This window comes from Streptomyces sp. NPDC048718 (genome assembly GCF_043198875.1).
Classification (GTDB): Bacteria; Actinomycetota; Actinomycetes; order Streptomycetales; family Streptomycetaceae; genus Streptomyces.
Genome location: NZ_JBICVG010000004.1, coordinates 357,723 through 381,069, shown reverse-complemented (window position 1 = coordinate 381,069; position 23,347 = coordinate 357,723). Strand labels below are relative to the sequence as shown.

Sequence of the window (23,347 nt, the reverse complement as noted above, 5' to 3'; positions counted from 1 at the left end):
AAACGGGAGCCGCGAACGAGCAGGTCAGACCAGGTTGACCGAGCTGGCCGCGGCGGCGCCGATCGCCTCCGAGATCTCGGCGAGCACGCCCGCCGGGACGCTGTCGTCGACCGAGAGCACGACCAGCGCCTCGCCGCCCTCCTCGGTACGGGAGACCTGCATGCCCGCGATGTTCAGCCCGGCCTCGCCGAGGATCCGGCCGACGGTGCCGACGACTCCCGGACGGTCGTCGTAGCGCAGCACCAGCATGTGGTCGGCGAGCGCCAGGTCGACGTCGTAGTCACCGACGGCGACGATCTTCTGGAGGTGCTTCGGGCCGGCGAGCGTGCCGGAGACCGAGACCTCCTGGCCGCCGGCGAGGGTGCCGCGCACGGTGACCATGTTGCGGTGGTCGGGCGACTCGGAGCTGGTGGTCAGGCGCACCTCGACGCCGCGCTCCTGCGCGAACAGCGGAGCGTTGACGTACGACACGGTCTCGTCGACCACGTCCTCGAACACGCCCTTGAGCGCGGAGAGTTCGAGCACCTTGACGTCGTGCTGGGTGATCTCGCCGTACACCTCGACGTCGAGCCGGACGGCGACCTCGCCGGTCAGCGCGGTGAAGATGCGGCCGAGCTTCTCGGCCAGCGGCAGACCCGGCTTCACGTCCTCGGCGATGACGCCGCCCTGGACGTTGACCGCGTCCGGGACCAGCTCGCCGGCGAGCGCGAGGCGCACCGACTTGGCGACGGCGATGCCGGCCTTCTCCTGGGCCTCGTCGGTGGAGGCGCCCAGGTGCGGGGTGCAGACGACCTGGTCGAGCTCGAAGAGCGGGGAGTCCGTGCAGGGCTCCTTGGCGTACACGTCGAGGCCTGCGCCGGCGACCCGGCCTTCCTTGATCGCCGCGTACAGCGCGGCCTCGTCGACGATGCCGCCGCGGGCGGCGTTGACGATGCGGACACTCGGCTTGACCTTGCGCAGCGCCTCGTCACCGATGAGACCGAGGGTCTCCGGGGTCTTCGGCAGGTGGACGGTGACGAAGTCGGCGACTTCGAGCAGCTCGTCCAGGGAGAGCAGCTTGACGCCCATCTGGGCGGCGCGGGCGGGCTGCACATAGGGGTCGTACGCGACGACCTTCATGCCGAAGGCCGACATGCGCTGGGCGACCAGGACGCCGATGCGGCCGAGGCCGACGACGCCGAGGGTCTTCTCGCTCAGCTCGACACCCGTGTACTTCGAGCGCTTCCACTCGCCGTTCTTCAGCGCCGTGTTCGCCTGCGGGATGTTGCGGGCGGTGGCGAGGAGCAGACCGCAGGCCAGCTCGGCGGCGGTGACGATGTTGGAGGTCGGGGCGTTGACGACCATCACGCCGGCCTTGGTGGCGGCGGAGACGTCGACGTTGTCCAGGCCGACCCCGGCGCGGGCGACGACGCGCAGCTTCTTCGCGGCCGCGATGGCCTCCGCGTCGACCTTGGTGGCCGAACGGACGAGGATGGCGTCGACATCGGCGATCGCGGGGAGCAGCTCGGCGCGGTCGGCGCCGTTGCAGTGCCGGATCTCGAAGTCCGGTCCGAGTGCGTCGACGGTGGCGGGCGACAGCTCTTCAGCGATGAGTACGACGGGTTTCGAGCTCACGTGAGTCCTCACAAGGGCAGTGCGGACGGCCGTCCCGACGGCCGAAGCGGTGGAGGGGGCTTGCCGCGTGGAAGCGCACGACGCTGTGGGCTGGACGCGATGTTGTTGTGCAGTGTAGGTGGTGCGCCGGAAGGTCTTGTACGCCGCGTTGGAAGGATCACCCGTCCGTGGTTGGCCGGGGTGTCCAAGCGCCGTACGGGGCGGGCAACCTGGGCCGTACGGGGTCCGGCGCGGCCCATCCGGGACACGGCTCGACCCCGTACGGGACATGCCGAGCGCGGGCCGGACACACGGTCCGGCCCGCGCCCAGAAGGCTTACGCCTCGTCGTTCACCCAGCTCATGAGCTTGCGCAGCTCCTTGCCGGTGGTCTCCAGGAGGTGCTGCTCGTCCTGGGTCTTGTACTCGTTGTACTTCTTCAGACCGCCGTGGTACTCGTCCATCCAGTTCTTGGCGAAGGTGCCGTCCTGGATCTCCGCGAGGACCTGCTTCATCTCGGCCTTGGTGGCGTCGGTGATGATCCGCGGGCCGGTGATGTAGTCGCCCCACTCGGCGGTCTCGGAGACGGACCAGCGCATCTTCTCCAGGCCGCCCTCGTACATGAGGTCCACGATCAGCTTCAGCTCGTGCAGGCACTCGAAGTAGGCGATCTCCGGCTGGTAGCCGGCCTCGACCAGGGTCTCGAAGCCCGCCTTGACCAGGGCGCTGGCGCCGCCGCACAGCACGGCCTGCTCGCCGAAGAGGTCGGTCTCGGTCTCCTCGGTGAAGGTGGTCTTGATGACACCGGCGCGGGTGCCGCCGATGGCCTTGGCGTACGACAGGGCCAGGGCGAAGGCGTTGCCGGTGGCGTCCTGCTCGACGGCGGCGATCGCCGGGACGCCGCGGCCTTCCTCGTACTGACGGCGGACCAGGTGGCCCGGGCCCTTCGGGGCGACGAGGGCGACGTCCACGCCGGCCGGGGGCTTGATGAAGCCGAAGCGGACGTTGAAGCCGTGCGCGAAGAAGAGGGCGTCGCCGTCCTTCAGGTTCGGCGCGATGGACTCCTCGTAGACCTTGGCCTGGATCGGGTCCGGGATCAGGATCATGATCAGGTCGGCCTCGGCGGCGGCCTCGGCCGGGGTGACGACGCGCAGGCCCTGCTCCTCGGCCTTGGCCTTGGACTTCGAGCCCTCGTGCAGGCCGACGCGGACGTCGACGCCCGAGTCACGCAGCGACAGCGCGTGGGCGTGGCCCTGGCTGCCGTATCCGATCACCGCGACCTTGCGGCCCTGGATGATGGACAGGTCGGCGTTGTCGTCGTAGAACAGCTCGGCCACTGGGGGTCTCCTTGAGGTGCTGGTGATGCGTCCCACCGTACGGTGCGGCGCGGAAGGTCGGGGTGCCGGGTCTTGCCTGGTCGGCCGCCTGATGACAGCGGCGGCCGGGGCCTTTTGACGGCATGACACGCGGCGGTTGTGCCGGGTACCGCGGAAGGGTCAGGCGCTGCGGTCGTGGGCCCGCAGGGACCGGTCGGTGATGGACCGGGCGCCGCGCCCTATGGCGATGGTGCCGGACTGGACGAGTTCCTTGATGCCGAACTGGTCCAGCATCTTGAGCATCGCTTCGAGCTTGTCACCCGAACCGGTGGCCTCGATGGTGACCGCCTCCGGCGACACGTCGACGGTCTTCGCGCGGAAGAGTTCGACGATCTCGACGATCTGGGAGCGGGTCTCGTTGTCGGCGCGGACCTTCACCAGGACGAGCTGGCGCTGGATCGCGGCGCCGGGCTCGAGTTCGACGATCTTGAGGACGTTGACCAGCTTGTTGAGCTGCTTCGTCACCTGCTCAAGGGGCAGGTCCTCGACACTGACCACGATGGTGATGCGGCTGATGTCGGGGTGTTCGGTGACACCGACCGCGAGCGAGTCGATGTTGAAGCCTCGTCGGGAGAACAAGGCGGCGATCCGGGCGAGGATGCCGGGGGTGTTCTCGACCAGGACGGAGAGCGTGTGCTTGGTGGACATGGTGGGGATCTCTTCCTGTCTTCCGGTTCGCTCTGCCGTCAGTCGTCCGCGCCGTCGCCGAAGTCGGGGCGCACCCCGCGGGCGGCCATGACCTCGTCGTTGGACGTGCCGGCGGCGACCATCGGCCAGACCTGCGCGTCCTGGTGGACGATGAAGTCGATCACGACGGGGCGGTCGTTGATGGCGTTCGCCTCGGCGATCACCCGGTCGAGGTCGGCCGGGTCCTCGCAGCGCAGCGCGACACAGCCCATGGCCTCGGACAGCTTGACGAAGTCCGGGACGCGGGTGCCCTTGGCCGCCGGGTCGACGTTGTCGGGGCCGGAGTGCAGCACGGTGTTGGAGTAGCGCTGGTTGTAGAACAGGGTCTGCCACTGGCGGACCATCCCGAGCGCGCCGTTGTTGATGACGGCGACCTTGATCGGGATGTTGTTCAGGGCGCAGGTGGTGAGCTCCTGATTGGTCATCTGGAAGCAGCCGTCGCCGTCGATCGCCCAGACGGTGCGCTCGGGCATGCCGGCCTTGGCGCCCATGGCGGCGGGGACGGCGTAGCCCATCGTCCCGGCGCCGCCGGAGTTGAGCCAGGTGGCGGGCTGCTCGTAGCCGATGAAGTGGGCGGCCCACATCTGGTGCTGGCCGACACCGGCGGCGAAGATGGTGCCCTCGGGGGCGAGTTCGCCGACCCGCTGGATGACCTGCTGCGGCGACAGGCTGCCGTCCTTCGGCAGGTCGTAGCCGAGCGGGTAGGTCTCGCGCCAGCGTGCGAGGTCGCTCCACCAGGCGGTGCAGTCGCCCTTGTTGCCCTCGGCGTGCTCGGCCTGGACGGCCTGGACCAGGTCGGCGATGACCTCGCGGGCGTCGCCCACGATCGGGACGTCGGCGGCGCGGTTCTTGCCGATCTCGGCCGGGTCGATGTCGGCGTGGACGATCTTGGCATACGGGGCGAAGCTGTCCAGCTTGCCGGTGACGCGGTCGTCGAAGCGGGCGCCGAGGGCAACGATCAGGTCGGCCTTCTGCAGCGCGGTGACGGCGGTGACCGAACCGTGCATGCCCGGCATGCCGACGTGCAGCGGGTGGCTGTCGGGGAACGCGCCGAGCGCCATCAGGGTGGTGGTGACGGGGGCGTTGGTGAGCTCCGCCAGGACCTTCAGCTCGGCGGTCGCGCCGGCCTTGATGACACCGCCGCCGACATACAGGACGGGTCGCTTGGCGGCGCTGATCAGCTTGGCGGCCTCGCGGATCTGCTTGGCGTGCGGCTTGGTGACGGGGCGGTAGCCCGGCAGGTCCAGCTGCGGCGGCCAGCTGAAGGTGGTCTTCGCCTGGAGGGCGTCCTTGGCGATGTCGACGAGGACGGGGCCCGGGCGGCCGGTGGAGGCGATGTGGAAGGCCTCGGCGATCGTCTTCGGGATGTCCTCGGCGCGGGTGACCAGGAAGTTGTGCTTCGTGATCGGCATCGTGATGCCGCAGATGTCGGCTTCCTGGAAGGCGTCGGTGCCGATGGCGTGCGAGGCGACCTGACCGGTGATCGCGACCAGCGGGACGGAGTCCATGTGGGCGTCGGCGATCGGGGTGACCAGGTTGGTGGCGCCGGGGCCGGAGGTGGCCATGCAGACGCCGACCTTGCCGGTGGCCTGGGCGTAGCCGGTGGCGGCGTGGCCCGCGCCCTGCTCGTGACGGACCAGGATGTGGCGCACCCGGCGCGAGTCCATCATCGGGTCGTACGCCGGCAGGATCGCTCCGCCCGGAATGCCGAAGACGGTGTCGGCCCCTACTTCCTCGAGAGAGCGAATGAGGGACTGCGCACCCGTGACGTGCTCGACGGGGGTGGCGGTCGGTGCGCCGTGACGGGTCCGCGGCTGCGGATGGTGCCCGGTGGCCTGCTCGGTCATCAGCAATCTCTTCTCGAAGCAGAGGGTTTGTGCGAGGTGTCTTGCGGGGGTTTGAGACGACTTCGGGGTGAGCCAGTGCAACAAAAAACCCCTCGTGCCGGGAGGCAAGCGAGGGGAGCGCGTCGGTGTTGTGTCAGGAGGCCTTTCGCAGGCCTTCCTCAGCCGACGCGCTGTCCAAGTACGAGAATTCGGGTGCGCATGTCACTGACCCTCCCCCCGGCGCACGGTTACTGTCAAGTGGGTGGGATGGGCGTCTCATCATGTGAGCGGAGCGAGGGTCCGTTTCCGGCGGTCACGGGGACTCCCGCCTCCGCTGCCACCGGCAGCGGGTAGCCGCCCCTGACCAGGGCACGGCGCAGCCGGTACTCGTCGAGCGGGCCGGCGAAGGCGGCGCCCTGGGCGTGGGTGCACCCCATGGCGCGCAGGGCGAGCACCTGCTCGGGCTGGTCCACGCCCTCGGCGACGGACTGCATCCCGAGATCGCCGGCGATCCGCAGCAGGCCGCTGGTGATCTTGCGCAGTCTGGCCGATTCCACGATGCCCTCGACGAGGTTGTGGTCGATCTTGAGGATGTCGACGGGGAGGCCGCGCAGGGCGTCGATGGCGGCATGTCCGCTGCCGAAGCCGTCCAGGGCGATCCGGACGCCGAGGCGGCGCAGGGCGGCCAGGCGCTGTTCCAGTTCGGCGAAGGCGACCCGGGGGTCCCTCAGGTCCCTGGGGCCTTGGGGGTCGCAGTCGGCGAGCTCGACGATCAGGGCGCCGGAGGGCAGCTTGTGCCGGGCCAGCAGGGCTTCCACGGTGCCGAGCGGCATGGACCGGTCGAGCAGCCTGCGGGCGGTGAGCCGGACGGTGACGGGGGTGCGGTGGCCGCTGCTCACCCGGTCGGCGGCCTGCTCGACGGCTTCCCGCAGCAGCCAGTGGCCGAGTTCGGCGGTGCGTTCGCCGTCGTCGGAAGCGCGCAGAAACTCGGCGGGGGTGAACAGGATGCCCTGGGTGGAGCGCCAGCGGGCCTGGGCGGCGACGGCGGCGATCCGGCCGGTGGCGAGGTCGACCACGGGCTGGTGCAGCAGGGCGAACTCGCCGTCGTGCAGGGCGGTGCGCAGCCGGGTGGCCAGTTCGGTTCGGCGTTCCACCTCGGCCTGCATCTGCGGGGCGTACAGCTCGACCCGGTTCTTGCCGGCCGCCTTGGCCCGGTACATGGCCAGGTCGGCGTTGCGCAGCAGGTCCCCGGAGCCGACGCCGGGGTCGGCGAAGGCCACGCCGATGGAGGCGGCGACCCGCACCTCGGCGCCGCCGCCGACGCGGTACGGCTGGGACAGCGTGACGCGCAGCCGGTCGGCGATCTCGTGGACCCGGTGTTCGCGGGCGGACCGCTCGTGGGTGCCGTCGCCGAGGATGAGCGCGGCGAACTCGTCGCCGCCGAGCCGGGCGGCGGTGTCCCCGGCGCGTACGGAGTCCTGGAGGCGGCGGGCGGCCTGGACGAGCAGGTCGTCGCCGGCTTGGTGGCCGAGGCGGTCGTTGACGGCCTTGAAGCCGTCGAGGTCGATGAAGAGCACGGCGGTGCCGGGGTCGGTGGCGCGCCGCCCGCTGAGCGCGCCGCGGACCCGGTCGGTGAACAGCGCCCGGTTGGGCAGACCGGTGAGCGGGTCGTGCTCGGCGTTGTGGCGCAACTGGGCCTGGAGCCGGACGCGTTCGGTGACGTCACGGCTATTGAAGAGCAGACCGCCCTGGTGGCGGTTGACGGTGGACTCCACGTTGAGCCAGCTGCCGCCGCCGGAGCGGAAGCGGCACTCGATGCGGGTGGTGGGCTCCTCGGCGGGGGCGGCGGCGAGGAACCGGCGCACCTCGTGGACGACGGCGCCGAGGTCCTCGGGGTGGATGAGGGAGGCCAGCGCGGAGCCGACCAGTTCCTCGGCCTCGCGCCCGTAGACCCCGGCCGCGGCGGGGCTGACGTAGCGCAGCACTCCGGAGGGCGCGGCGATCATGATGACGTCGCTGGAGCCCTGCACGAGAGACCGGAAGTGGTTCTCCTTCTGGGCCAGTTCATGGGTGAGGGCGATGTTGTCGACCAGCATGATCGCCTGGCGGACGACGAGCGCGAGGACGACCGCGCAGCCGGTGAGGACGACGACGCGGTCCACCCGGCGGCCCTCGACCACGTTGTACAGGATGCTCAGGGTGCAGACGGCGGCGGCGAGGTACGGGGTGAGCGCGGCGAACGGGCGGCTGCGCGGACCGCGGGGCCGCGGGGCGGGCGGGGGCACGGGGGCGCGGTGCGCCTCGGCGGCGCGGCGGGCACCCCAGGGCGCGTAGGCGAGCAGCAGGGAGCCGGCGAACCAGCCGGCGTCCAGGAGCTGGCCGGAGCTGTAGTGCTCGCGCAGCAGCGGCGAGGTGAACAGGGCGTCGCACAGCACGGTGAGCGCCAGGGCGGCGATGGCGGTGTTGACCGCCGAGCGGTTCAGGTGCGAGCGGCGGAAGTGCAGGGCGAGCACCATGCTGACCAGGACGATGTCGAGCAGCGGGTACGCGAGGGAGAGCGCGGCCCGGGTGACGCTCTCGCCCGGCAGATAGGCCGTGTGCGCGAGCGCGAGGCTCCACGACAGGGTGAGCAGCGAGCCGCCGATCAGCCAGGAGTCGAGGCCGAGGCAGACCCATCCGGCCCGGGAACGGGGCCGTTGGGCGAGGACGAGCAGGCCGACGATGGCGGGCGGTGCGAAGAGTAAGAAGCAGAGGTCGGCCAGGGAGGGGCTCGGCACCGGGCGGTCGAGGACGACCTCGTACCAGCCCCAGACGCCGTTGCCGACGGCGGCCATGAACGAGGAGACGGCGAAGAGCAGCCAGGCGGGGCGGACACCCCGGTGGGGATGCTGGAGGCGGGCGTAGAGCAGGCAGGAGACCGTGGCGGCGAGCGCGGCGGCGCTCAGTCCGAAGTCGCCCATGACGACCGCCAGTTCGGCCGAGCCCCAGCCGAGGGCCGCGCCGGTCGCGTATCCCCCGCAGATCAGCCCGAGGCCGATCTGGGCGAGCACCGCGCCGAGGCCGGGACCGGAGCGGGCGGCCTTGCCGGGCGGTCCGCCGACGCCTTCGGGGTCTTGGGGGTCTTGGGGGTCTTGGGGGCCTTCGTGAGCGGCGCCATGGGGCCGATCGGCATGACCGGTGCGACCGGCGCGATCGCCCGGGTCGGTGAAGTCCGTGAAGCCGGTGAAGTCGGGGTAGCCGGCCGGGCCGAACCGGTCGTCGGGGTCGGGGTGGCCGATCCACGGAGCGTGTCCGGCCGCGTCGACGGCACCCTTGGCGCCGGCCGTGCCTTCGGCGAGCGCCCCGGCGATCATCGCCCACCCCCGCGTCTCACCCGGGTGCTGCCGCACCCTTTGACCTCCGCCGCCCTCGTCCGCTCCGGCGGCCGTGTGCCCGCCGCGCGGGGCGGGCACGCCGCGAGTGAGCGCGGAGCGGCTCGCCTCGGCGTCCGGCCACGCCAGGGCGGCATGACCACCGCCCGAGGCGCAGTCGCAGCCGCATCCGCAGACGCAGCCCCGGTCCACACGGGCGGCGTCACCGGGGCCGTCGGCGGCCCCGGGCGGCGGCGCTCCACCCGCCGCGGGGCGGATGCACACACAGGTCCCCGCCCCCTCGGCCGCGCGGGGGGCCGGGAGGGCGATGCGGTATGAGAGGGCGGCCGGCGGCGGCATCGCGGCACCGGACCGGCGGTCGTCCGTCCGTACGTCATCCGTCGCCCCCCTCGGAATCTGATGTCCCGTCACGTCACTCCCCAGCGTCCGCTCGTACTCGACGCAGTCCCCCGCTCCGGGACCATACACCAGGTTCGTCACTCAGGGACAGGGTCGCAGTACTCTCCGTGACGGCCTGGGGGTGGCGCGATGCGCACGCGGGGGCGCACGCCGTCGCAGCGCCCTGCGGGGGGTGCCGTGCCGATCATGCCCAGCTCGCGCGGTCGCCAAGACACCCCCAATCGGGCGACTCAGGTCGTGAGGACGACGTTCACCGGCTCCTCGCCCGCCGCGAAGCGGGTGAGCTGGGCCGCGAGCAGCCGCTTGGCGCGCGGCATGAAAGCGGAGGTGGAGCCCCCCACATGCGGGGTGACCAGGACACCCGGCGCGTGCCACAGCGGGTGTCCGGCGGGCAGCGGCTCCGGGTCGGTGACGTCCAGGGCGGCCGTGATCCGGCCCGCCTCGACCTCCTTCAGGAGCGCCTCGGTGTCCACCACCGGCCCACGCGCCACGTTGACGAGCAGCGCGCCGTCCTTCATCCGGCCGAGGAAGGCCGCGTCGGCAAGGTGCCTGGTCTGCGGGGTGAGCGGCGTGGACAGCACGACGACATCGGCCTGCGGGAGCAGTTCCGGCAGGTCGTCCAGGGCGTGCACCGGTCCGTGCTCCCCCATGCGCGGGGAACGTGCGACGCGCACCACCCGCGCACACTCGAAGGGCGTGAGCCGGTCCTCGATCGCGGCACCGATGGAGCCGTACCCAACAATCAGAACTGTTTTGTCGGCGAGGGCGGGGTAGAAGCCTGACCGCCACTCCTCCGCGTCCTGGCCTCGAACGAAGCCGGGGATGCCGCGCAGCGAGGCGAGTATGAGGGCGAGCGTCAGTTCGGCCGTGCTGGCCTCGTGGACACCCTTCGCGTTGCAGAGCCGGACGCCGGACGGCAGCATTCCGATTCCGGGGGTCACATGGTCGATGCCCGCCGACAACGTCTGCACGACGCGGACCCGGCTCATCCCGGACAGCGGGCGCACCGCGATCTTCTCGCCCTTCATGTACGGCACGACATAAAAGGCGCAGTTCGCCGGATCACCGGGAAGATCCGGTCCGCCGTCCCAGAAAAGGTAGTTCAGGCCGGACACGCCCGGTTCGGGGAGTCCGTCGATCTCGTCGGCGGGAATCGGAAGCCATACGTCCACGGGAGTCTCATGCACAGTCATGACCGGGAGGCTATGCGAAGAATCCCGCACGTCATTGGTTACTTTGGGGGACGGCACAGGGAGGGGTACCGGCAAGTGGAGCGCAGGACGATCGGGGCGACGGCGCTCGGTGTGGGTGCGGTGGGCCTCGGATGCATGCCGATGAACTGGGCGTACAGCGCCTCCCAGCGGCGTGGCGACCTCTCGCTGCGGACGGTGCACGCGGCGCTGGACGCCGGGGTGAACCTGCTCGACACGGCCGACATGTACGGGCCCTTCACCAATGAACTGCTGCTGGGCCGGGTGCTGCGACAGCGCCGGGCGGACGCCTTCGTGTCCACGAAGTGCGGGCTGCTCGTGGGCGATCAGCACGTGGTGGCCAACGGCCGGCCCGGTTATGTCCGGCGGGCCTGCGACGCCTCGCTGCGGCGGCTCCAGACGGATGTGATCGACCTCTACCAACTGCACCGGGCCGACCCCGAGGTGCCCATCGAGGAGACCTGGGGCGCCATGGCCGATCTGGTCCGGCAGGGCAAGGTCCGCGCGCTCGGGCTGTGCGCGGTCGGCGCGCGGACCACTCGCCGGCGCACCCCCGGCGGCGGCCATGCCGGAACGATCCGGCAACTGGAGCGGATCCAGCAGGTCTTCCCGGTCAGCGCGGTCGAGGCCGAGCTGTCGGTGTGGTCGCCGGAGGCGCTGGAGCGGCTGCTGCCCTGGTGTGCGGCGCGCGGGGTGGGGTTCCTCGCCGCGATGCCGCTGGGCAGCGGGTTCCTCACCGGCACCCTGACGCCGGGCGTCGGCTTCGAGGCGGACGACCCGCGCGCCCGGCACCCCCGGTTCACGGCCGAGATGATGGCCGCGAACCAGGCGGTGCCGGCGGGCCTGCGCCGGGTCGCGGCCCGGCACGGCGCCGGGGTCACCCCGGCACAGGTGGCACTCGCCTGGGTGCTCGCCCAGGGGCGGCACGTGATCCCGATCCCGGGCACCAAGCGCGAGTCGTGGGCCGTGGAGAACGCGCGCGCGGCGGAACTCGTCCTGGACGCGGCGGATCTCGCGGAGATCGCGGCGCTGCCCGTGCCCCAGGGGTCCTGGGACTGACGGCCCGGCAGCCGGGCGGACCGGACGGGCAGCACGGGCCCGGCGTCCGGGCGGGGTGCCCGCGAGCGGTGTATCAAGGAGAGAACTCCGCCGGACACCCGCCCGGAAAGGACCCGGATCATGCGCCGTGGCCTCGACCGTGGTTCCGCTGTTCTGCTCACCGCCGCCGTCGCGCTGCCGCTCCTCCTGGTGACGGGATGCTCGGCGCCCGCCGGCTCCCCCGCCACGACCCCGACGGCGCACCCGCCCGCCACCACGGCCTCGCCGCCGCCCGCCGTCGCGGTGGCCGCCACCCTCACCAAGGATCTGAAGTCCCCGTGGGGCCTGGTCGAGCTGCCGGACGGCGATCTGCTCGTCTCCTCGCGCGACGCCCGTACCGTCACCCGTGTCTCGGTCCCCGGTGGACATCACACTTCGCTCGGTGAGGTTCCCGGGGTGACTCCGGGCGGTGAGGGCGGACTGCTGGGCCTCGCGTACCGGGACGGGCAGCTGTACGCGTACCTCACCTCGGCCACCGACAACCGGATCGTCCGAATGAGGTACGGCGGCGCGGTGGGCGACCGGCTCGGGGCACCGGAGCCGGTGCTCACCGGGATCCCGAAGGGGTTCATCCACAACGGCGGACGGATCGCGTTCGGGCCGGACGGGATGCTGTACGCGGGGACGGGCGAGACCGGGAACGACGGGCTCGCCCAGGCCCGGCACTCGCTCGGCGGAAAGATCCTGCGGATGACCCCGGAGGGCCGCCCGGCACCCGGCAACCCCTTCCCGGCCTCCGTCGTCTACTCGTACGGCCACCGCAATGTGGAGGGCCTGGCCTGGGACGAGGCGGGACGCCTGTGGGCGTCGGAGTTCGGCAAGGACACCTGGGACGAGCTGAACCTCATCCTCCCCGGCCGGAACTACGGCTGGCCGCTGGTGGAGGGCAAGGCGGGGCGCGCCGGACTCGTCGACCCGGTCGCCCAGTGGCATCCGGCACAGGCGTCGCCGAGCGGGATCGCGTACGCCCGGGGCGCGATCTGGATGGCGGCGCTGCGCGGCCGGCGGCTGTGGCGGATCCCCCTCACGGGAACGGAACTCTCCGGGCAGCCCCGGGCGTTCTTCTCTCGACAGTACGGGCGGCTGCGCACGGTCCTGGTGACCGCGGACGGCCGCGGCCTGTGGCTGACCACCAGCCAGACCGACACCCGCGGCACACCACGCCCCGGGGACGACCGGATCCTGCGGCTGGAGTTCACCCGGTAGGCACTCCTGGTAACCGGCGCGGTGGGAGGAAGCGTGTTCAACGTCGCGGAGGAGTTCTTCGCTCCCGGTCGCAAGCACACGGACGACGAGCGGCAGCGTCTGGCACTCACCCGGGAGGATCTGGGTGACGCCGATCCGTACCGGGGCCCGATAGATCTCGCCTCGGGCAAGGTGACGATACGGATCCCGGCCCCGGCCGGTCCCGCCCCGGCCGCCCCGCCCGGGCATGCGGAACCGGAGCCCGAGCCGGGACCAGGATCGGATCCAGGACCGGTACCGAAATCGGATCCAGGACCGGCACCAGGGTCAGACCGGGCTCTCCAGGAGCCGCAGCCGGTGCGCCAGAGCGGCGGCCTCGCCCCGGCCGGAGACGCCGAGCTTGGCGAGGATGTTGGAGACGTGGACGCTGGCCGTCTTCGGTGAGATGTACAGGGTCTCGGCTATCTGCCGGTTGGTACGGCCCTCGGCGACCAGCCGCAGCACGTCCTGTTCGCGCGGGGTGAGCCCGAAGGTGTCGTCCTGCCCGGAGTCGGGCGCGGCGGGCGCGGCCGGCTCGCCGGTGAGCGGGGCCAGCCGGGCCCGGGCGGCGAGGAGTTCGGTGTCCTCGCGCAGCGGCTGCGCCCCGAGGCGTACGGCGGTGGTGTGGGCGTCGCGGAGCAGGGCGGCGGCCTCGTCGCGCCGGCCGCCTTCGGCGAGCAGGGCGTCGGCGAGCCGGTAGCGGACGCGGGCCAGCTCGTGGGGCCGGTCCAGGGTGGCGAAGGCGGCGGCGACCTCGGTCCAGCGGGCGGCGGTGTCGCGGCCCTCGGCGCGGGCGAGTTCGGCGGAGACGTAGAGGGAGTACGCCTGCCAGACGGGGTGCGGGGCGGCCAGGCTCAGCAGGCAGCGGCGGATCCGGTCGAGGGCGCCGGCCCGGCCCTCGTCGGCGGCCGGCAGGCCCCGGAGGTCGGCCTCGGCGACGGCGGCGGCGAGCAGCAGCGGCCAGCCGTAGCGGTGGGTGCCGGGCGGGAAGCCGCTCTCGACGGCGGCGGCGAGTCCGTCCCGTACCTCGTCGATCCGGCCTTCGACGGCCGCGACGGCGACGGCGGCCCGGGTCGTGGGCAGGATGTACTGGGGAATGGGGTCGTGGGCGGTGCCGTACCGGGCGCGGGCCTCGGTGACCTGGGCGGCGGCCGCCGCCGTGTCGCCGCGCAGCAGGGCGAGCCGGGCGAGCTGGAGCAGGGCGGTGCCGCCCGGCTTGGAGGACGCGGCGGCGGTGCGCAGCAGCAGTTCGGACTCCTCCTGGACGCGGTCCCACTCGCCGAGCGCGAAGAGCGACTCGACGAGGTTGGCGCGGATCCAGCCGGCGGATTCGAGCAGGCCGTGGGCGCGGACGAAGGCGATCCCGTCGGTGGCGACCTGCACGGCTTCCCGGGAGCGGCCGAGCCCTTCGAGGCTGGAGGAGATGTTGATGTAGGCGCGGGCGGTCTCGTGCAACTGGCCGAGGGCGGCGGTCCGTTCGCGTACGGCGTGCATCTCGGCGAGTCCGGCCTCGGTGTCCCCGGCGGCGACCATGATGGTGCCGAGGGTGAGCCGGGCGGTGAGTTCGGTGCCCTCGGCCTTGACCAACCGGGCGTATTCGACGGCGCGTTCGGCGGCGGCGAGGGACTCCGAGCCGGTCAGGCGGAGCATGCCCCAGCCGGCGGCGATGGCGAGCACCAGGGCGTGTACGGCGGACGGCGGCAGGCCGCGGACGAGTTCCTCGGCGCGGCTGATGTCGGCCCAGCCGTCGCCTCGGCCGAGCTGGGATTCGAGGCGGGCCCGCTCGACGTGGAACCAGGCGGCGCGCAGCGGATCGTCCGCCTCCTCGCCGCCGAGGAGGCGCAGCGCGGTCCGGCCGATCTTCAGGGCGCGTTCGCGGGCGCCGGAGAGCCGGGCGGCGACGGCGGCCTCGGCGAGCAGGTCGAGATAGGTGAGCGGGGTGTGTTCGGGGTCGCAGCCGCAGGCGGGGTAGGACTCGGCGTAGTCCATGGGGCGCAGCGCGCCGCGGACCTCGTCGGGGACGGTGTCCCAGAGTTCCATGGCCCGTTCGAGGAGCCGGAGTTGTTCGGCGTACGCGTGGCGCTTGCGGGTCTCGACGGAGGCGCGCAGGACGGCGGGCAGGGCGCGGGCGGCGTCCTGGGCGTGGTACCAGTACGTGGCGAGCCGGCTGGCGCGTTCGTCGGCGCGGACCAGACCGGGGTCGGCTTCCAGGGCTTCGGCGTAGCGCCGGTGCAGCCGGGAACGTTCGCCGGGCAGCAGGTCGTCGCCGACGGCCTCGCGGACGAGGGAGTGCCGGAAGCGGTAGCCGTCGCTGTCGGGGGCGGGGACGAGGATGTTGGCGCCGACGGCGGCGCGCAGCGCCTCGATCAGGGCGTCCTCGGTCAGCCGGGTGACGACGGCGAGCAGGCCGAACTCGACGGTGGAGCCGCCTTCGGCGACGGTGCGGACGACCTGCTGGGCGGTCTCGGGGAGGGTCTCGACCCGGATGAGGAGCAGGTCGCGCAGCGAGTCGCTGAGGGAGCCGACGGTGCGGCCGCAGGCTTCGGAGGCGACGAGTTCCTCGACGAAGAAGGCGTTGCCGTCGGAGCGGCGGAAGATCGCGTCGAGGAGGGCGGGGTCGGGTTCGGCGGCGAGGATGCCGGTGAGCTGGCGGTGGACCTCGGCGCGGGTGAAGCGGGCGAGTTCGACGCGGCGGACGGAGCGCAGCCGGTCGAGTTCGGCGAGCAGGGGCCGCAGCGGGTGGCGGCGGTGGATGTCGTCGGAGCGGTAGGTGGCGACGACGGCGACCCGGCCCCGGGCGAGGGTGCGGAAGAGGTAGGCGAGCAGATGGCGGGTGGAGGCGTCGGCCCAGTGCAGGTCCTCCAGGACGAGGACGACGGTGTGGTTCTGGGCGACGCGTTCGAGGAGCCGTGCGGTCAGCTCGAAGAGGCGGGCGGTGGCGTCCTCGGCGGCGGGGTCGTGTCCGGTCGGGTCGCCGATCTCGGGGAGCAGCCGGGCGAGTTCGCCCTCCTGGCCGCGGGCCGCGGTGTCGAACTCCTCGGGCAGCGCGCGGCGCAGGGCGCGCAACGCGGCGGAGAAGGGCGCGAACGGCAGTCCGTCCGCGCCGATCTCCACACAGCCGCCGACGGCGACGACGGCGCCCCGGTCCGTGGCGAGGCGGGTGAACTCCTCGATGAGGCGGGTCTTTCCGACGCCCGCCTCGCCGCCGACGAGCAGCGCCTGCGGTTCTCCCGCGCCGGCACGGGGCAGCGCCTCGGCGAGGGCGGCGAGTTCGCCCGCCCGGCCGACGAACACGGGGCTGACTGACCTGGTCTCCACAGCGCCGAGCATCGCACAGGCGACCGCCCCCGTGCTCGGGCCACCGCTCCCGCGGCCGCTCGGGCTCACGTGCCCGGCCCGGCTCACGCAGCCGTCCGGGCTCACGCGGCGCGCGTGAAGCGGTCGGCGAGGGTACTCACCCGCCCCTCCGTTTCCTGGCGTCCGCTGCGGCGGCCGGTGCGGGCGGTCCGGGTGGCCTGGCCGGCCCGGGCGGCTTCCCGGGCGAGGCGGCGGGTGTCGGCCTGGCGGACCAGCTCGGCGTGCTGGGCGCGGTGGAGTTCGTACGTGAACATGGCCATCTCCTCTGGTTTTCCGGGGGCTGTTCGCCGCTTCCGGCGTCGCCCCTCGTTGATGTCTCCACTCTGCTCGCCGAGGGGGTGCGGTCGCATCGGGAGGGTGCCGCATGTTCGGCGTAGGCAGGTCCTTAGGGCATGCGCAGAGGGCCTTACGAAGCCCTGAAGCGTGCGCGGGGGGCCTTACGGAGCCCGTCCGGACGCCGTACCGACCGCGACACCGGGCCACCGGTTCCGACCTGACGGTTCGTCATGGTTTGCGACACGCCGATCACTTACCGTCCCGATCTCCTTTGTCCCGCCACCCCCCGGGCTCCACAGTGGGGCGGCGCCGCGCGGGCGGCGCGCACGGCATCCCATGGGCTACAGGGGGGACAGGAATTGGCGAGCCTGGTGAGCACCGCACCGGCGCACGGGGCCGGTACGGGGGGTCCGGTCCCGATCTACGAGGGCGGGGACATCGAGGAGCTGTGCCGGATCGTGGGCGGGCGGCTGTCGCCGCACCGGCTGACGGTCCTGGGCGAGCAGCGGCTGCCCGGCCGGTTCCGGGCCTTCCACGAGGGCCCGGTGGGACTGTACGACCTCGCCTACGGCACCCCGGTGCGGCTGCTGGTGAGGGAACTGCCCGACTTCTACAACGTCATCCTGCCGCAGGCCGGCGGCGGGACGGTGACCGTCAACGGCACGGCGCTGGCGTCCCCGCTGTCCGTCGCCGGGCCGGGGGACGTGGTGTCGATGGAGTGGGACCCCCGGGCCGTCAATGGGGCGCTGGCGCTGTCCCGGCGGCTCGTGGACGACGTGCTCACGGTACGCCTGGGGGACGTACCGACCAGGCCGCTGCGCTTCCACCGGCACCAGCTCGACCCGGCGGACCCGGCCGTACGGTCCTGGCTGGCGCTCGTGCACGCCTTCCGGCTGTTCCTCGCCTCCCCGCTGGCGCACCACTCCGACCTGGGCGTACGGCACTTCGAACGCCTCCTGGCCGACACCCTGCTGGACGTCCAGCCGCACTCCTGGAGCGGCGCGGCGGCCGGCGTCTCGGCGGGCGGCGGCGCGACGGCGATGCTGCCGAGCGCCTTGCGGCGGGCGATGACCTACTGCGCGGAGCACGCGGACGAGGCCGTCTCGGTCTCCGACATCGCGCGGGCGGCCCGGGTCGGCGTACGGACCCTGCGGGAAGGGTTCCGGACCCACCTGGACACCACACCGCTCGCGTATCTGCGCCGGGTCCGGCTCGACCGGGTCCACCACGAGCTGACGGCCATCGCGGAGGGCCGGGCCACCGGTTCGGTCACCGAGGTCGCCTGCCGCTGGGGCTTCACCCACCTCGGCCGGTTCAGCGCCGAGTACCGGCGGGCGTACGGCCGGCTGCCCTCGGATACCTCGCGTGGGCGGCCCCGGCTATCCACAAACGGACCGGGCTCCGGTCCCTGAGCGGATAGTCCGGAGATCACGGCCCGGGACAGTCTGGTTCCCGTCGGACGGCGGCGATCACGCCGCGGCGCCCGGCAATCGAATCCGACAACCAGACAGTCGGACGACCAGACAGACAGATGGAAGGGACACGGTCTCCATGGCAACGAAGACGCGCAAGAGTCTGCTCCGGGCCACCGCGGCGAAGGCGGCCGGCCTCACGGCCGCGGTCGCGCTCCTCACGGTCGGCACCATGACGCAGGCACAGGCGTCCCCGAGTGCCGGTTACATCGGCGACGGCTACGCCAACAACACGCACGGGGTGTGGTGCGTGCAGCATCTCCTCAACGACGTCGCCGAGGACCTGGGCCACGGCCGCCCGCTGACCGAGGACGGCCAGTGGGGCCCCAACACCAAGAGCTGGGTCAAGTGGTACCAGGGCACCGCGCCCTTCAACCTCACGGCGGACGGCATCGTCGGCAAGAGCACCGGCGGCTGGCTGCTGATCGAGGGCGACCAGTACTACGGCGGTACCAACTACTGCTACAACTACGTCCCGTCGAACTTCTGATCCGACCGTCCGGCCGAGGGGGACGGTCCGGTGACAGACGACAGGAACGGCGAGGCCGGAGCCCATGGAGAAGGGGCTCCGGCCTCGCCGGCCGTTCAGCTCGCGGTCGCCCCGGCCCCGGCCGTCCCGGCTTCCGCCCCTGCCTCCGCCGCGGCGGCCGCCTTCGCCGCCCGCCACTCGTGGGCGAGGACCGACCAGACCTCCATGTCGGCGCGCTTGCCCCGGTACGGGTACTGCTCCCGCAGCACTCCCTCGCGGCTCATGCCGAGACGGCGGGCGACGGCGAGGCTGGGGGTGTTCCCGGACGGCGCGACCCACTCGATGCGGTGCATGCCGCGCTGTTCCACGGCCCAGTCGATGATGGTCCGGCAGGCACGGGTGACCAGGCCCTTCCCGGCGGCGGACTCCTCCACCCAGCAGCCGACCTCGGCGGTCTCGTTGGTGGTGTTGAAGGTCCGGAACATCAGACCGCCGACCAGCCGGCCCTCGAAACGGATGCCGTAGAGGTATCCGGCGTCGTCGACGCTCTTCTGCGCGTACGCCCGCAGGAACGCCCGGGCGGCGGCGAGGTCACAGACGGCGTCGGGCAGCCCGATGTGGGCACCGATGAACGCGCGGGAGCCGTCGATGTGGGCGAAGAACTCCTCCGCCTGCCAAGGCTGGAGCGGGGTCAGCTCGGCACCGTCGTCACCCAGCGATATCGCGAACATCCTTGTTTTTCCTCCGGCTGTGTCAGGGGCGCTTGTCGCGCGGGGATCTTCGCACGGCAGGCCCCGCAGGCGCGGCCGATTTCCGCCGCTCAGGCGCCTGACCTGGTCTCTTCGCGTGCTTCGGTACGGATTTCGGCACGTGTTTCGGGACCGGCACCGGCACCGGCTCCCGCACTCGCACCGGCTCCCGCGCCCGCACTCGCACCCGTACGCACCTCGGCGGCGACCCGGCACTCCGGCGGCTCGATGCTGATCCGGGGCAGGATCCGGTCGAGCCGGCGCGGCAGCCACCAGTTGGCCCCGCCGAGCAGGTGCATGAGCGCGGGCACGAGCAGGGTGCGCAGGACGAACGCGTCGAGCGCGACGGCGGCGGCCAGCCCGATCCCGAACATCGCGATGACCCGGTCGCCGGAGAGGACGAAGGCGAGGAAGACGGAGATCATGATGACCGCCGCCGAGTTGATCACCCGGCTGGTCTCGGCGAGCCCGACCCGGACGGCCCGCCGGTTGTCGCCGGTCTCCAGCCACTCCTCGTACATCCGGCTGACCAGGAAGACCTGGTAGTCCATGGAGAGTCCGAAGAGCACCGAGACCATGATCACGGGCAGGAAGGGTTCGATGGGCCCGGCGCTGCCGAGGCCGAGCAGTTCGCTCCCCCAGCCCCACTGGAAGACCGCGACGACGATGCCGAAGGCTCCGGCGACGGCGGCGATGTTCATCACGGCGGCCTTGAGCGGGATACCGATCGAGCGGAAGGCGAGCAGCAGCAGGACGCAGCCGAGGGAGATCACGACTCCCACGAACAGGGGCAGCTTGCCGACGAGGATCTCGGCGAAGTCGTCGTAGGAGGCGGTGACCCCGCCTACGTACACCTGGAGCGAGCTGCCGTGCGCGGCGGCCGGGAGGACCTCGCCGCGGATCCGGTGGACGAGGTCGCTGGTGGCTTTGGACTGGGGCGAGGAGTCGGGGACGACGGTGAGGACGGCGGTGTCCCCGGCGGGGCTGTAGGTGATCGGGGAGACCGAGGCGACGCCCTCGGTGTGCGCGAGGCGGGCGGGCAGCGTGTCGAGCGCGAGGCGGTCGTCGGCGCCGTCGAGTCCGGCGACCAGGGTGAGCGGTCCGTTCACGCCGGGTCCGAAGCCGTCGGCGATCAGGTCGTACGCCTTGCGGGTGGTGGCGCCGGCCGGGTTGTTGCCCTGGTCGGAGGTGCCGAGGTGGAGGGAGAAGGTGGGCAGCGCGAGCAGCAGGACGACGGCGGCGGCGAACGCGCCGAGCAGCTTCGGGCGGCGTTCGACGAAGGCGGACCAGCGGGCCGCGAAGCCGGTGGGCAGCTCGGGCTGGGGGCCGTGCTCGGCGAGTCGGCGGCGTTCGCGGCGGCTCAGCGCGCGCATGCCGATGAGGGAGAGCAGCGCGGGCAGCAGGGTGACGGACGCGGCGACGGTGAGGACGACGGTCAGGGACGCGGCGATGGCGACGCCGTTGAGGAAGCCGAGCCGCAGCATCAGCATGCCGAGCAGCGCGATGCAGACGGTGGCTCCGGCGAAGACGACGGCCCGGCCGGTGGTGGCGACGGCGGTCCTGGCCGCCTCGCCGACCGGCAGGCCGCGTTTGAGCCCGGCCCGGTGCCGGGTCACGATGAACAGCGCGTAGTCGATGCCGACGCCGAGGCCGATGAGCATGCCGAGCATGGGGGCGAAGTCGGCGACCGTCATCAGGTGCCCGAGCAGCACGATGGCGGCGTACGCGGTGCCGACGGAGACGAGCGCGGTCGCTATGGGCAGCGCGGAGGCGGCGAGCGAGCCGAAGGCGAGGAAGAGGACGACGGCCGCGACGATCACTCCGACGGCCTCGGCGAGATGTCCGCCGGGTGCCTCGGTGAGGCCGACGGCCCAGCCGCCCAGCTCGACCTGGAGACCGTCTCCGGCGGCGGTCCGGGCGGTGTCGACGAGGGCCTGGGCCCGCTCCGGCGGCACCCCGTCGTCCTGGGCGGCGAAGGCGACCTCGGCGTACGCGGTCCGGCCGTCGGCGCTGATCCGGCCGGGCACGGAGCCGTACGGGGAGGTGACGGAGGCGATCCCGGGCAGCGCCTCCACCTGGTGGAGCATGGCGGTCGTCCGGCGCTCGACGGCGGGATCGCGCACGCTGCCGCGTTCGGTGTGCCAGACGATGGTGCCGGTGTCGACGCCTGCGCCGGGAAAGCCCTGGTCGAGCAGGGCCCGGGCGCGGCTGGACTCGGTGCCGGGGGCCTCGTAGTCGGAGGAGTACGCGCTGCCCGCGACGGCCGCGCCGGCGACGGTCCCGCCGAGGGTGAACAGCCACAGGAGAACGACGACGAGGCGGTGCTTGACGCACCATCGTGCGATGGCTGCCACGGGCGTGCTCCCAGGGTGGATGGGCGGTGCGGCCACTCTTGCAGCCAATAATGATCCTTTGCCCTTTTCGTGGCGTTCCTCACAGGGCATATGCGCGAGGGGGTCGGGCGGCCGGGAGAGCGACCGGGAGAGGCACCGGGAGAGCAACCGGGCGGAGGAAGTACCGATCAAGCGCTCTCCCGGCACATTCATCGCCTGTTGACGGACCGGTGAACGGCGCGCGCTGACATGGCGGCATGAACCTGAGACGAACCCTGGCAGGCACCGCCCTCGCCGCCGCCCTCGTCTGCGGCCCGCTGGCGACCGGCGCCGTCGCCCAGACGGGTCCGGCCACGGCCCCAGCGACCACCGCCACCACCACGCACACGACGAGCGCCACGCCCCACCCGGGGCCCGACGCGTCCGCCCGCCCGAAGAAGGGGGACCGCACGGTCCCCGTCCTGCCGTCCGCGCCGCTCGACGGCCTGCCGACCTTGCGGGAGGCCCAGGAGCGGGGCCTTCTCGCGGGGCGGGTGGGGGCCCCGGGCAAGGCGACGCCCCAGGGCGGGGCGACGACCCAGGACTTCCCCGGGCCCGGCTGCTCCACACCCCCGCAGGGGTGGGGCTACCACGATTATCTGAACCCCGGCGAGTGCCTCACCTCGGACACGTACATCGCCGTCAACGTCATGTTCAACCGCTGGTACGAGCTGTGGGTCCAGGCTGACGGCAACCTCGTCTTCTACGACCACAACGAGTCGTCCTACAAGGCCCTGTGGCAGACCGGGACCCAGGGCAACTGGAAGACGTCGCTGTGGATGCAGTGGGACGGCAACGTCGTCCTCTACGACGGGTGGGGCAACCCGCTATGGAACACGGGCACGCACGGCTGTGGCGGCCTGGGCGCCTGGCTGCGGGTCCAGAAGGACGCCAACATCGTCCTGTACGCCCGAGACTGGACCCCGATCTGGGCCCGCTTCGACGGCCCCGGCTCCCGGCCCTGCTGAGCCGCGCCTCCGGAACCCGATCGGGCCCGTCCGCGCCGTCAGTGGCGCGGACGGGCCCGGTGTCGTTTCGGTCTTCCCGGCGGGTGCGGCCTAGAAAATGGTGTTCCCGATGCGGCCGAGCAGGGTGAAGGCATGCGTCCCGTAGACGGCGAGGACGGCGATCGCCACGACGAGGACGATTCCGGCCGGGACGGCCCAGGTGAGACGGATCTTCATGCGCTCTGCACTTCCTTCACGGGCACGGGCTCGGTCGCGCTTCCGACGACCAGGACGCTGTCGCAGCGGTCGCGGACCGCGTCGTCGTGGGTGGCGATGACGACGGCGCAGCCGTCCTCGCTCATGCTGCGGAGGATGTCCACGACGAGGGTGGTGTTGGTCAGGTCGAGCGCGCCGGTGGGCTCGTCGGCGAGGACGAGGGCGGGCTGCTTGACGATGAGCCGGGCCAGGGCGACACGCTGCTGCTCGCCGCCGCTGAGCCGGTGCACCTGTTCCTTCTCCCGGCCGGCAAGCCCGACGCGTTCGAGGGCCTCGGCGACGGTCGGGGCCCCGGCCCGTTTGCGCTGGGGCTTCATGGCGACTTCGAGGTTGGCGGCGACGGTCGCGTTCTCGATGAGGGCGTAGTTCTGGAAGAGGTAGCCCAGGGTGTCGCGGCGGTAGAGACGGGTGGCGCGCGGGCCGAAGCGGGTGATGTCACGTCCCCCGCTGAGGATGGCGCCCGAGGTGGGGCTGTCCAGCAGGCCGAGGCAGTTGAGCAGGGTCGACTTGCCGGAACCGCTGGCGCCGACGAGCGCGAGCAGTTCCCCGCGCCGGATGGTGAAGTCGAGGCCGGACCAGAGGGTGCGCGGGCCGTAGGACTTGCTCAGGTTCTGGATCTCGATCACGGGGTGACTCCGGTGGTACG

General features: G+C 72.4%; 18 protein-coding genes. 6 read left to right on the top strand and 12 right to left on the bottom strand.

Features of this window, described 5'->3' with window-relative positions; translation table 11 throughout:
• Positions 1-24: 24 nt before the first annotated feature.
• The 6 genes from serA to ACGFRB_RS09880 form a co-directional block, all read right to left on the bottom strand.
• Positions 25-1,614: a phosphoglycerate dehydrogenase gene (gene serA / locus ACGFRB_RS09905; protein ID WP_363000997.1), complete on the bottom strand. Its 1,590-nt coding sequence runs from the start codon at positions 1,612-1,614 to the stop codon at positions 25-27.
• Between the two features lie 315 nt (positions 1,615-1,929).
• Positions 1,930-2,928 (bottom strand): ketol-acid reductoisomerase, encoded by a 999-nt coding sequence (gene ilvC / locus ACGFRB_RS09900; protein ID WP_393241287.1) that lies wholly within the window; start codon positions 2,926-2,928, stop codon positions 1,930-1,932.
• Positions 2,929-3,087: 159 nt separating this feature from the next.
• On the bottom strand, positions 3,088-3,615 hold the full coding sequence (ilvN, locus tag ACGFRB_RS09895) for an acetolactate synthase small subunit (RefSeq protein WP_363001001.1): 528 nt from the start codon (positions 3,613-3,615) through the stop codon (positions 3,088-3,090).
• A gap of 38 nt (positions 3,616-3,653) precedes the next feature.
• Complete coding sequence (locus tag ACGFRB_RS09890; RefSeq protein ID WP_363001003.1) at positions 3,654-5,501, bottom strand: acetolactate synthase large subunit; 1,848 nt, start codon at positions 5,499-5,501, stop codon at positions 3,654-3,656.
• Between the two features lie 233 nt (positions 5,502-5,734).
• Positions 5,735-9,115 carry a putative bifunctional diguanylate cyclase/phosphodiesterase gene (locus ACGFRB_RS09885; RefSeq protein WP_393241283.1) on the bottom strand — a complete coding sequence of 1,127 codons (3,381 nt, stop codon included), beginning with the start codon at positions 9,113-9,115 and terminating at the stop codon, positions 5,735-5,737.
• A gap of 365 nt (positions 9,116-9,480) precedes the next feature.
• Complete coding sequence (locus tag ACGFRB_RS09880; protein ID WP_393241280.1) at positions 9,481-10,443, bottom strand: 2-hydroxyacid dehydrogenase; 963 nt, start codon at positions 10,441-10,443, stop codon at positions 9,481-9,483.
• 75 nt (positions 10,444-10,518) lie between these two features.
• Between ACGFRB_RS09880 and ACGFRB_RS09875 the strand changes: the two genes are divergently transcribed.
• The 3 genes from ACGFRB_RS09875 to ACGFRB_RS09865 all read left to right on the top strand — a co-directional run bounded on the left by ACGFRB_RS09875 (position 10,519) and on the right by ACGFRB_RS09865 (position 13,188).
• Positions 10,519-11,520, top strand: a complete 1,002-nt coding sequence (locus ACGFRB_RS09875) for an aldo/keto reductase (protein ID WP_363001009.1) — start codon at positions 10,519-10,521, stop codon at positions 11,518-11,520.
• Between the two features lie 120 nt (positions 11,521-11,640).
• Positions 11,641-12,765, top strand: a complete 1,125-nt coding sequence (locus tag ACGFRB_RS09870) for a PQQ-dependent sugar dehydrogenase (RefSeq protein ID WP_393241277.1) — start codon at positions 11,641-11,643, stop codon at positions 12,763-12,765.
• Positions 12,766-12,786: 21 nt separating this feature from the next.
• On the top strand, positions 12,787-13,188 hold the full coding sequence (locus ACGFRB_RS09865; RefSeq protein WP_393241274.1) for a DUF6191 domain-containing protein: 402 nt from the start codon (positions 12,787-12,789) through the stop codon (positions 13,186-13,188).
• Here ACGFRB_RS09865 and ACGFRB_RS09860 read toward each other — a convergent pair.
• Together ACGFRB_RS09860 and ACGFRB_RS09855 are read right to left on the bottom strand one after the other, a co-directional pair.
• On the bottom strand, positions 13,072-16,113 hold the full coding sequence (locus ACGFRB_RS09860) for an AAA family ATPase (RefSeq protein ID WP_393241271.1): 3,042 nt from the start codon (positions 16,111-16,113) through the stop codon (positions 13,072-13,074). The two genes, ACGFRB_RS09865 and ACGFRB_RS09860, sit on opposite strands and share 117 nt — an antisense overlap.
• Before the next feature lie 89 nt (positions 16,114-16,202).
• Positions 16,203-16,394, bottom strand: a complete 192-nt coding sequence (locus ACGFRB_RS09855) for a hypothetical protein (protein WP_363001015.1) — start codon at positions 16,392-16,394, stop codon at positions 16,203-16,205.
• Between the two features lie 393 nt (positions 16,395-16,787).
• On the opposite strand from ACGFRB_RS09855, the gene ACGFRB_RS09850 reads away from it, so the two are divergent.
• Both ACGFRB_RS09850 and ACGFRB_RS09845 read left to right on the top strand, forming a co-directional pair.
• Entirely contained in the window at positions 16,788-17,828 is a 1,041-nt protein-coding gene (locus ACGFRB_RS09850) for an AraC family transcriptional regulator (protein ID WP_393241268.1), read from the top strand.
• 139 nt (positions 17,829-17,967) lie between these two features.
• A complete protein-coding gene (locus ACGFRB_RS09845; RefSeq protein ID WP_393241265.1) occupies positions 17,968-18,378 on the top strand; it encodes a peptidoglycan-binding protein in 411 nt (136 codons plus the stop codon).
• Positions 18,379-18,473: 95 nt separating this feature from the next.
• Here the strand turns inward: ACGFRB_RS09845 and ACGFRB_RS09840 are convergent, their stop codons facing one another.
• On the bottom strand, positions 18,474-19,088 hold the full coding sequence (locus ACGFRB_RS09840; protein WP_393241262.1) for a GNAT family N-acetyltransferase: 615 nt from the start codon (positions 19,086-19,088) through the stop codon (positions 18,474-18,476).
• Positions 19,089-19,177: 89 nt separating this feature from the next.
• On the bottom strand, positions 19,178-21,460 hold the full coding sequence (locus ACGFRB_RS09835) for an MMPL family transporter (RefSeq protein ID WP_393241259.1): 2,283 nt from the start codon (positions 21,458-21,460) through the stop codon (positions 19,178-19,180).
• A gap of 236 nt (positions 21,461-21,696) precedes the next feature.
• Between ACGFRB_RS09835 and ACGFRB_RS09830 the strand changes: the two genes are divergently transcribed.
• Complete coding sequence (locus ACGFRB_RS09830) at positions 21,697-22,446, top strand: hypothetical protein (protein WP_393241256.1); 750 nt, start codon at positions 21,697-21,699, stop codon at positions 22,444-22,446.
• 90 nt (positions 22,447-22,536) lie between these two features.
• Here the strand turns inward: ACGFRB_RS09830 and ACGFRB_RS09825 are convergent, their stop codons facing one another.
• Both ACGFRB_RS09825 and ACGFRB_RS09820 read right to left on the bottom strand, forming a co-directional pair.
• Positions 22,537-22,662: a hypothetical protein gene (locus tag ACGFRB_RS09825; protein WP_363001027.1), complete on the bottom strand. Its 126-nt coding sequence runs from the start codon at positions 22,660-22,662 to the stop codon at positions 22,537-22,539.
• Positions 22,659-23,327 carry an ABC transporter ATP-binding protein gene (locus ACGFRB_RS09820; RefSeq protein WP_363001029.1) on the bottom strand — a complete coding sequence of 223 codons (669 nt, stop codon included), beginning with the start codon at positions 23,325-23,327 and terminating at the stop codon, positions 22,659-22,661. Before ACGFRB_RS09820 ends, ACGFRB_RS09825 begins: the two co-directional genes overlap by 4 nt.
• Positions 23,328-23,347: the final 20 nt, after the last annotated feature.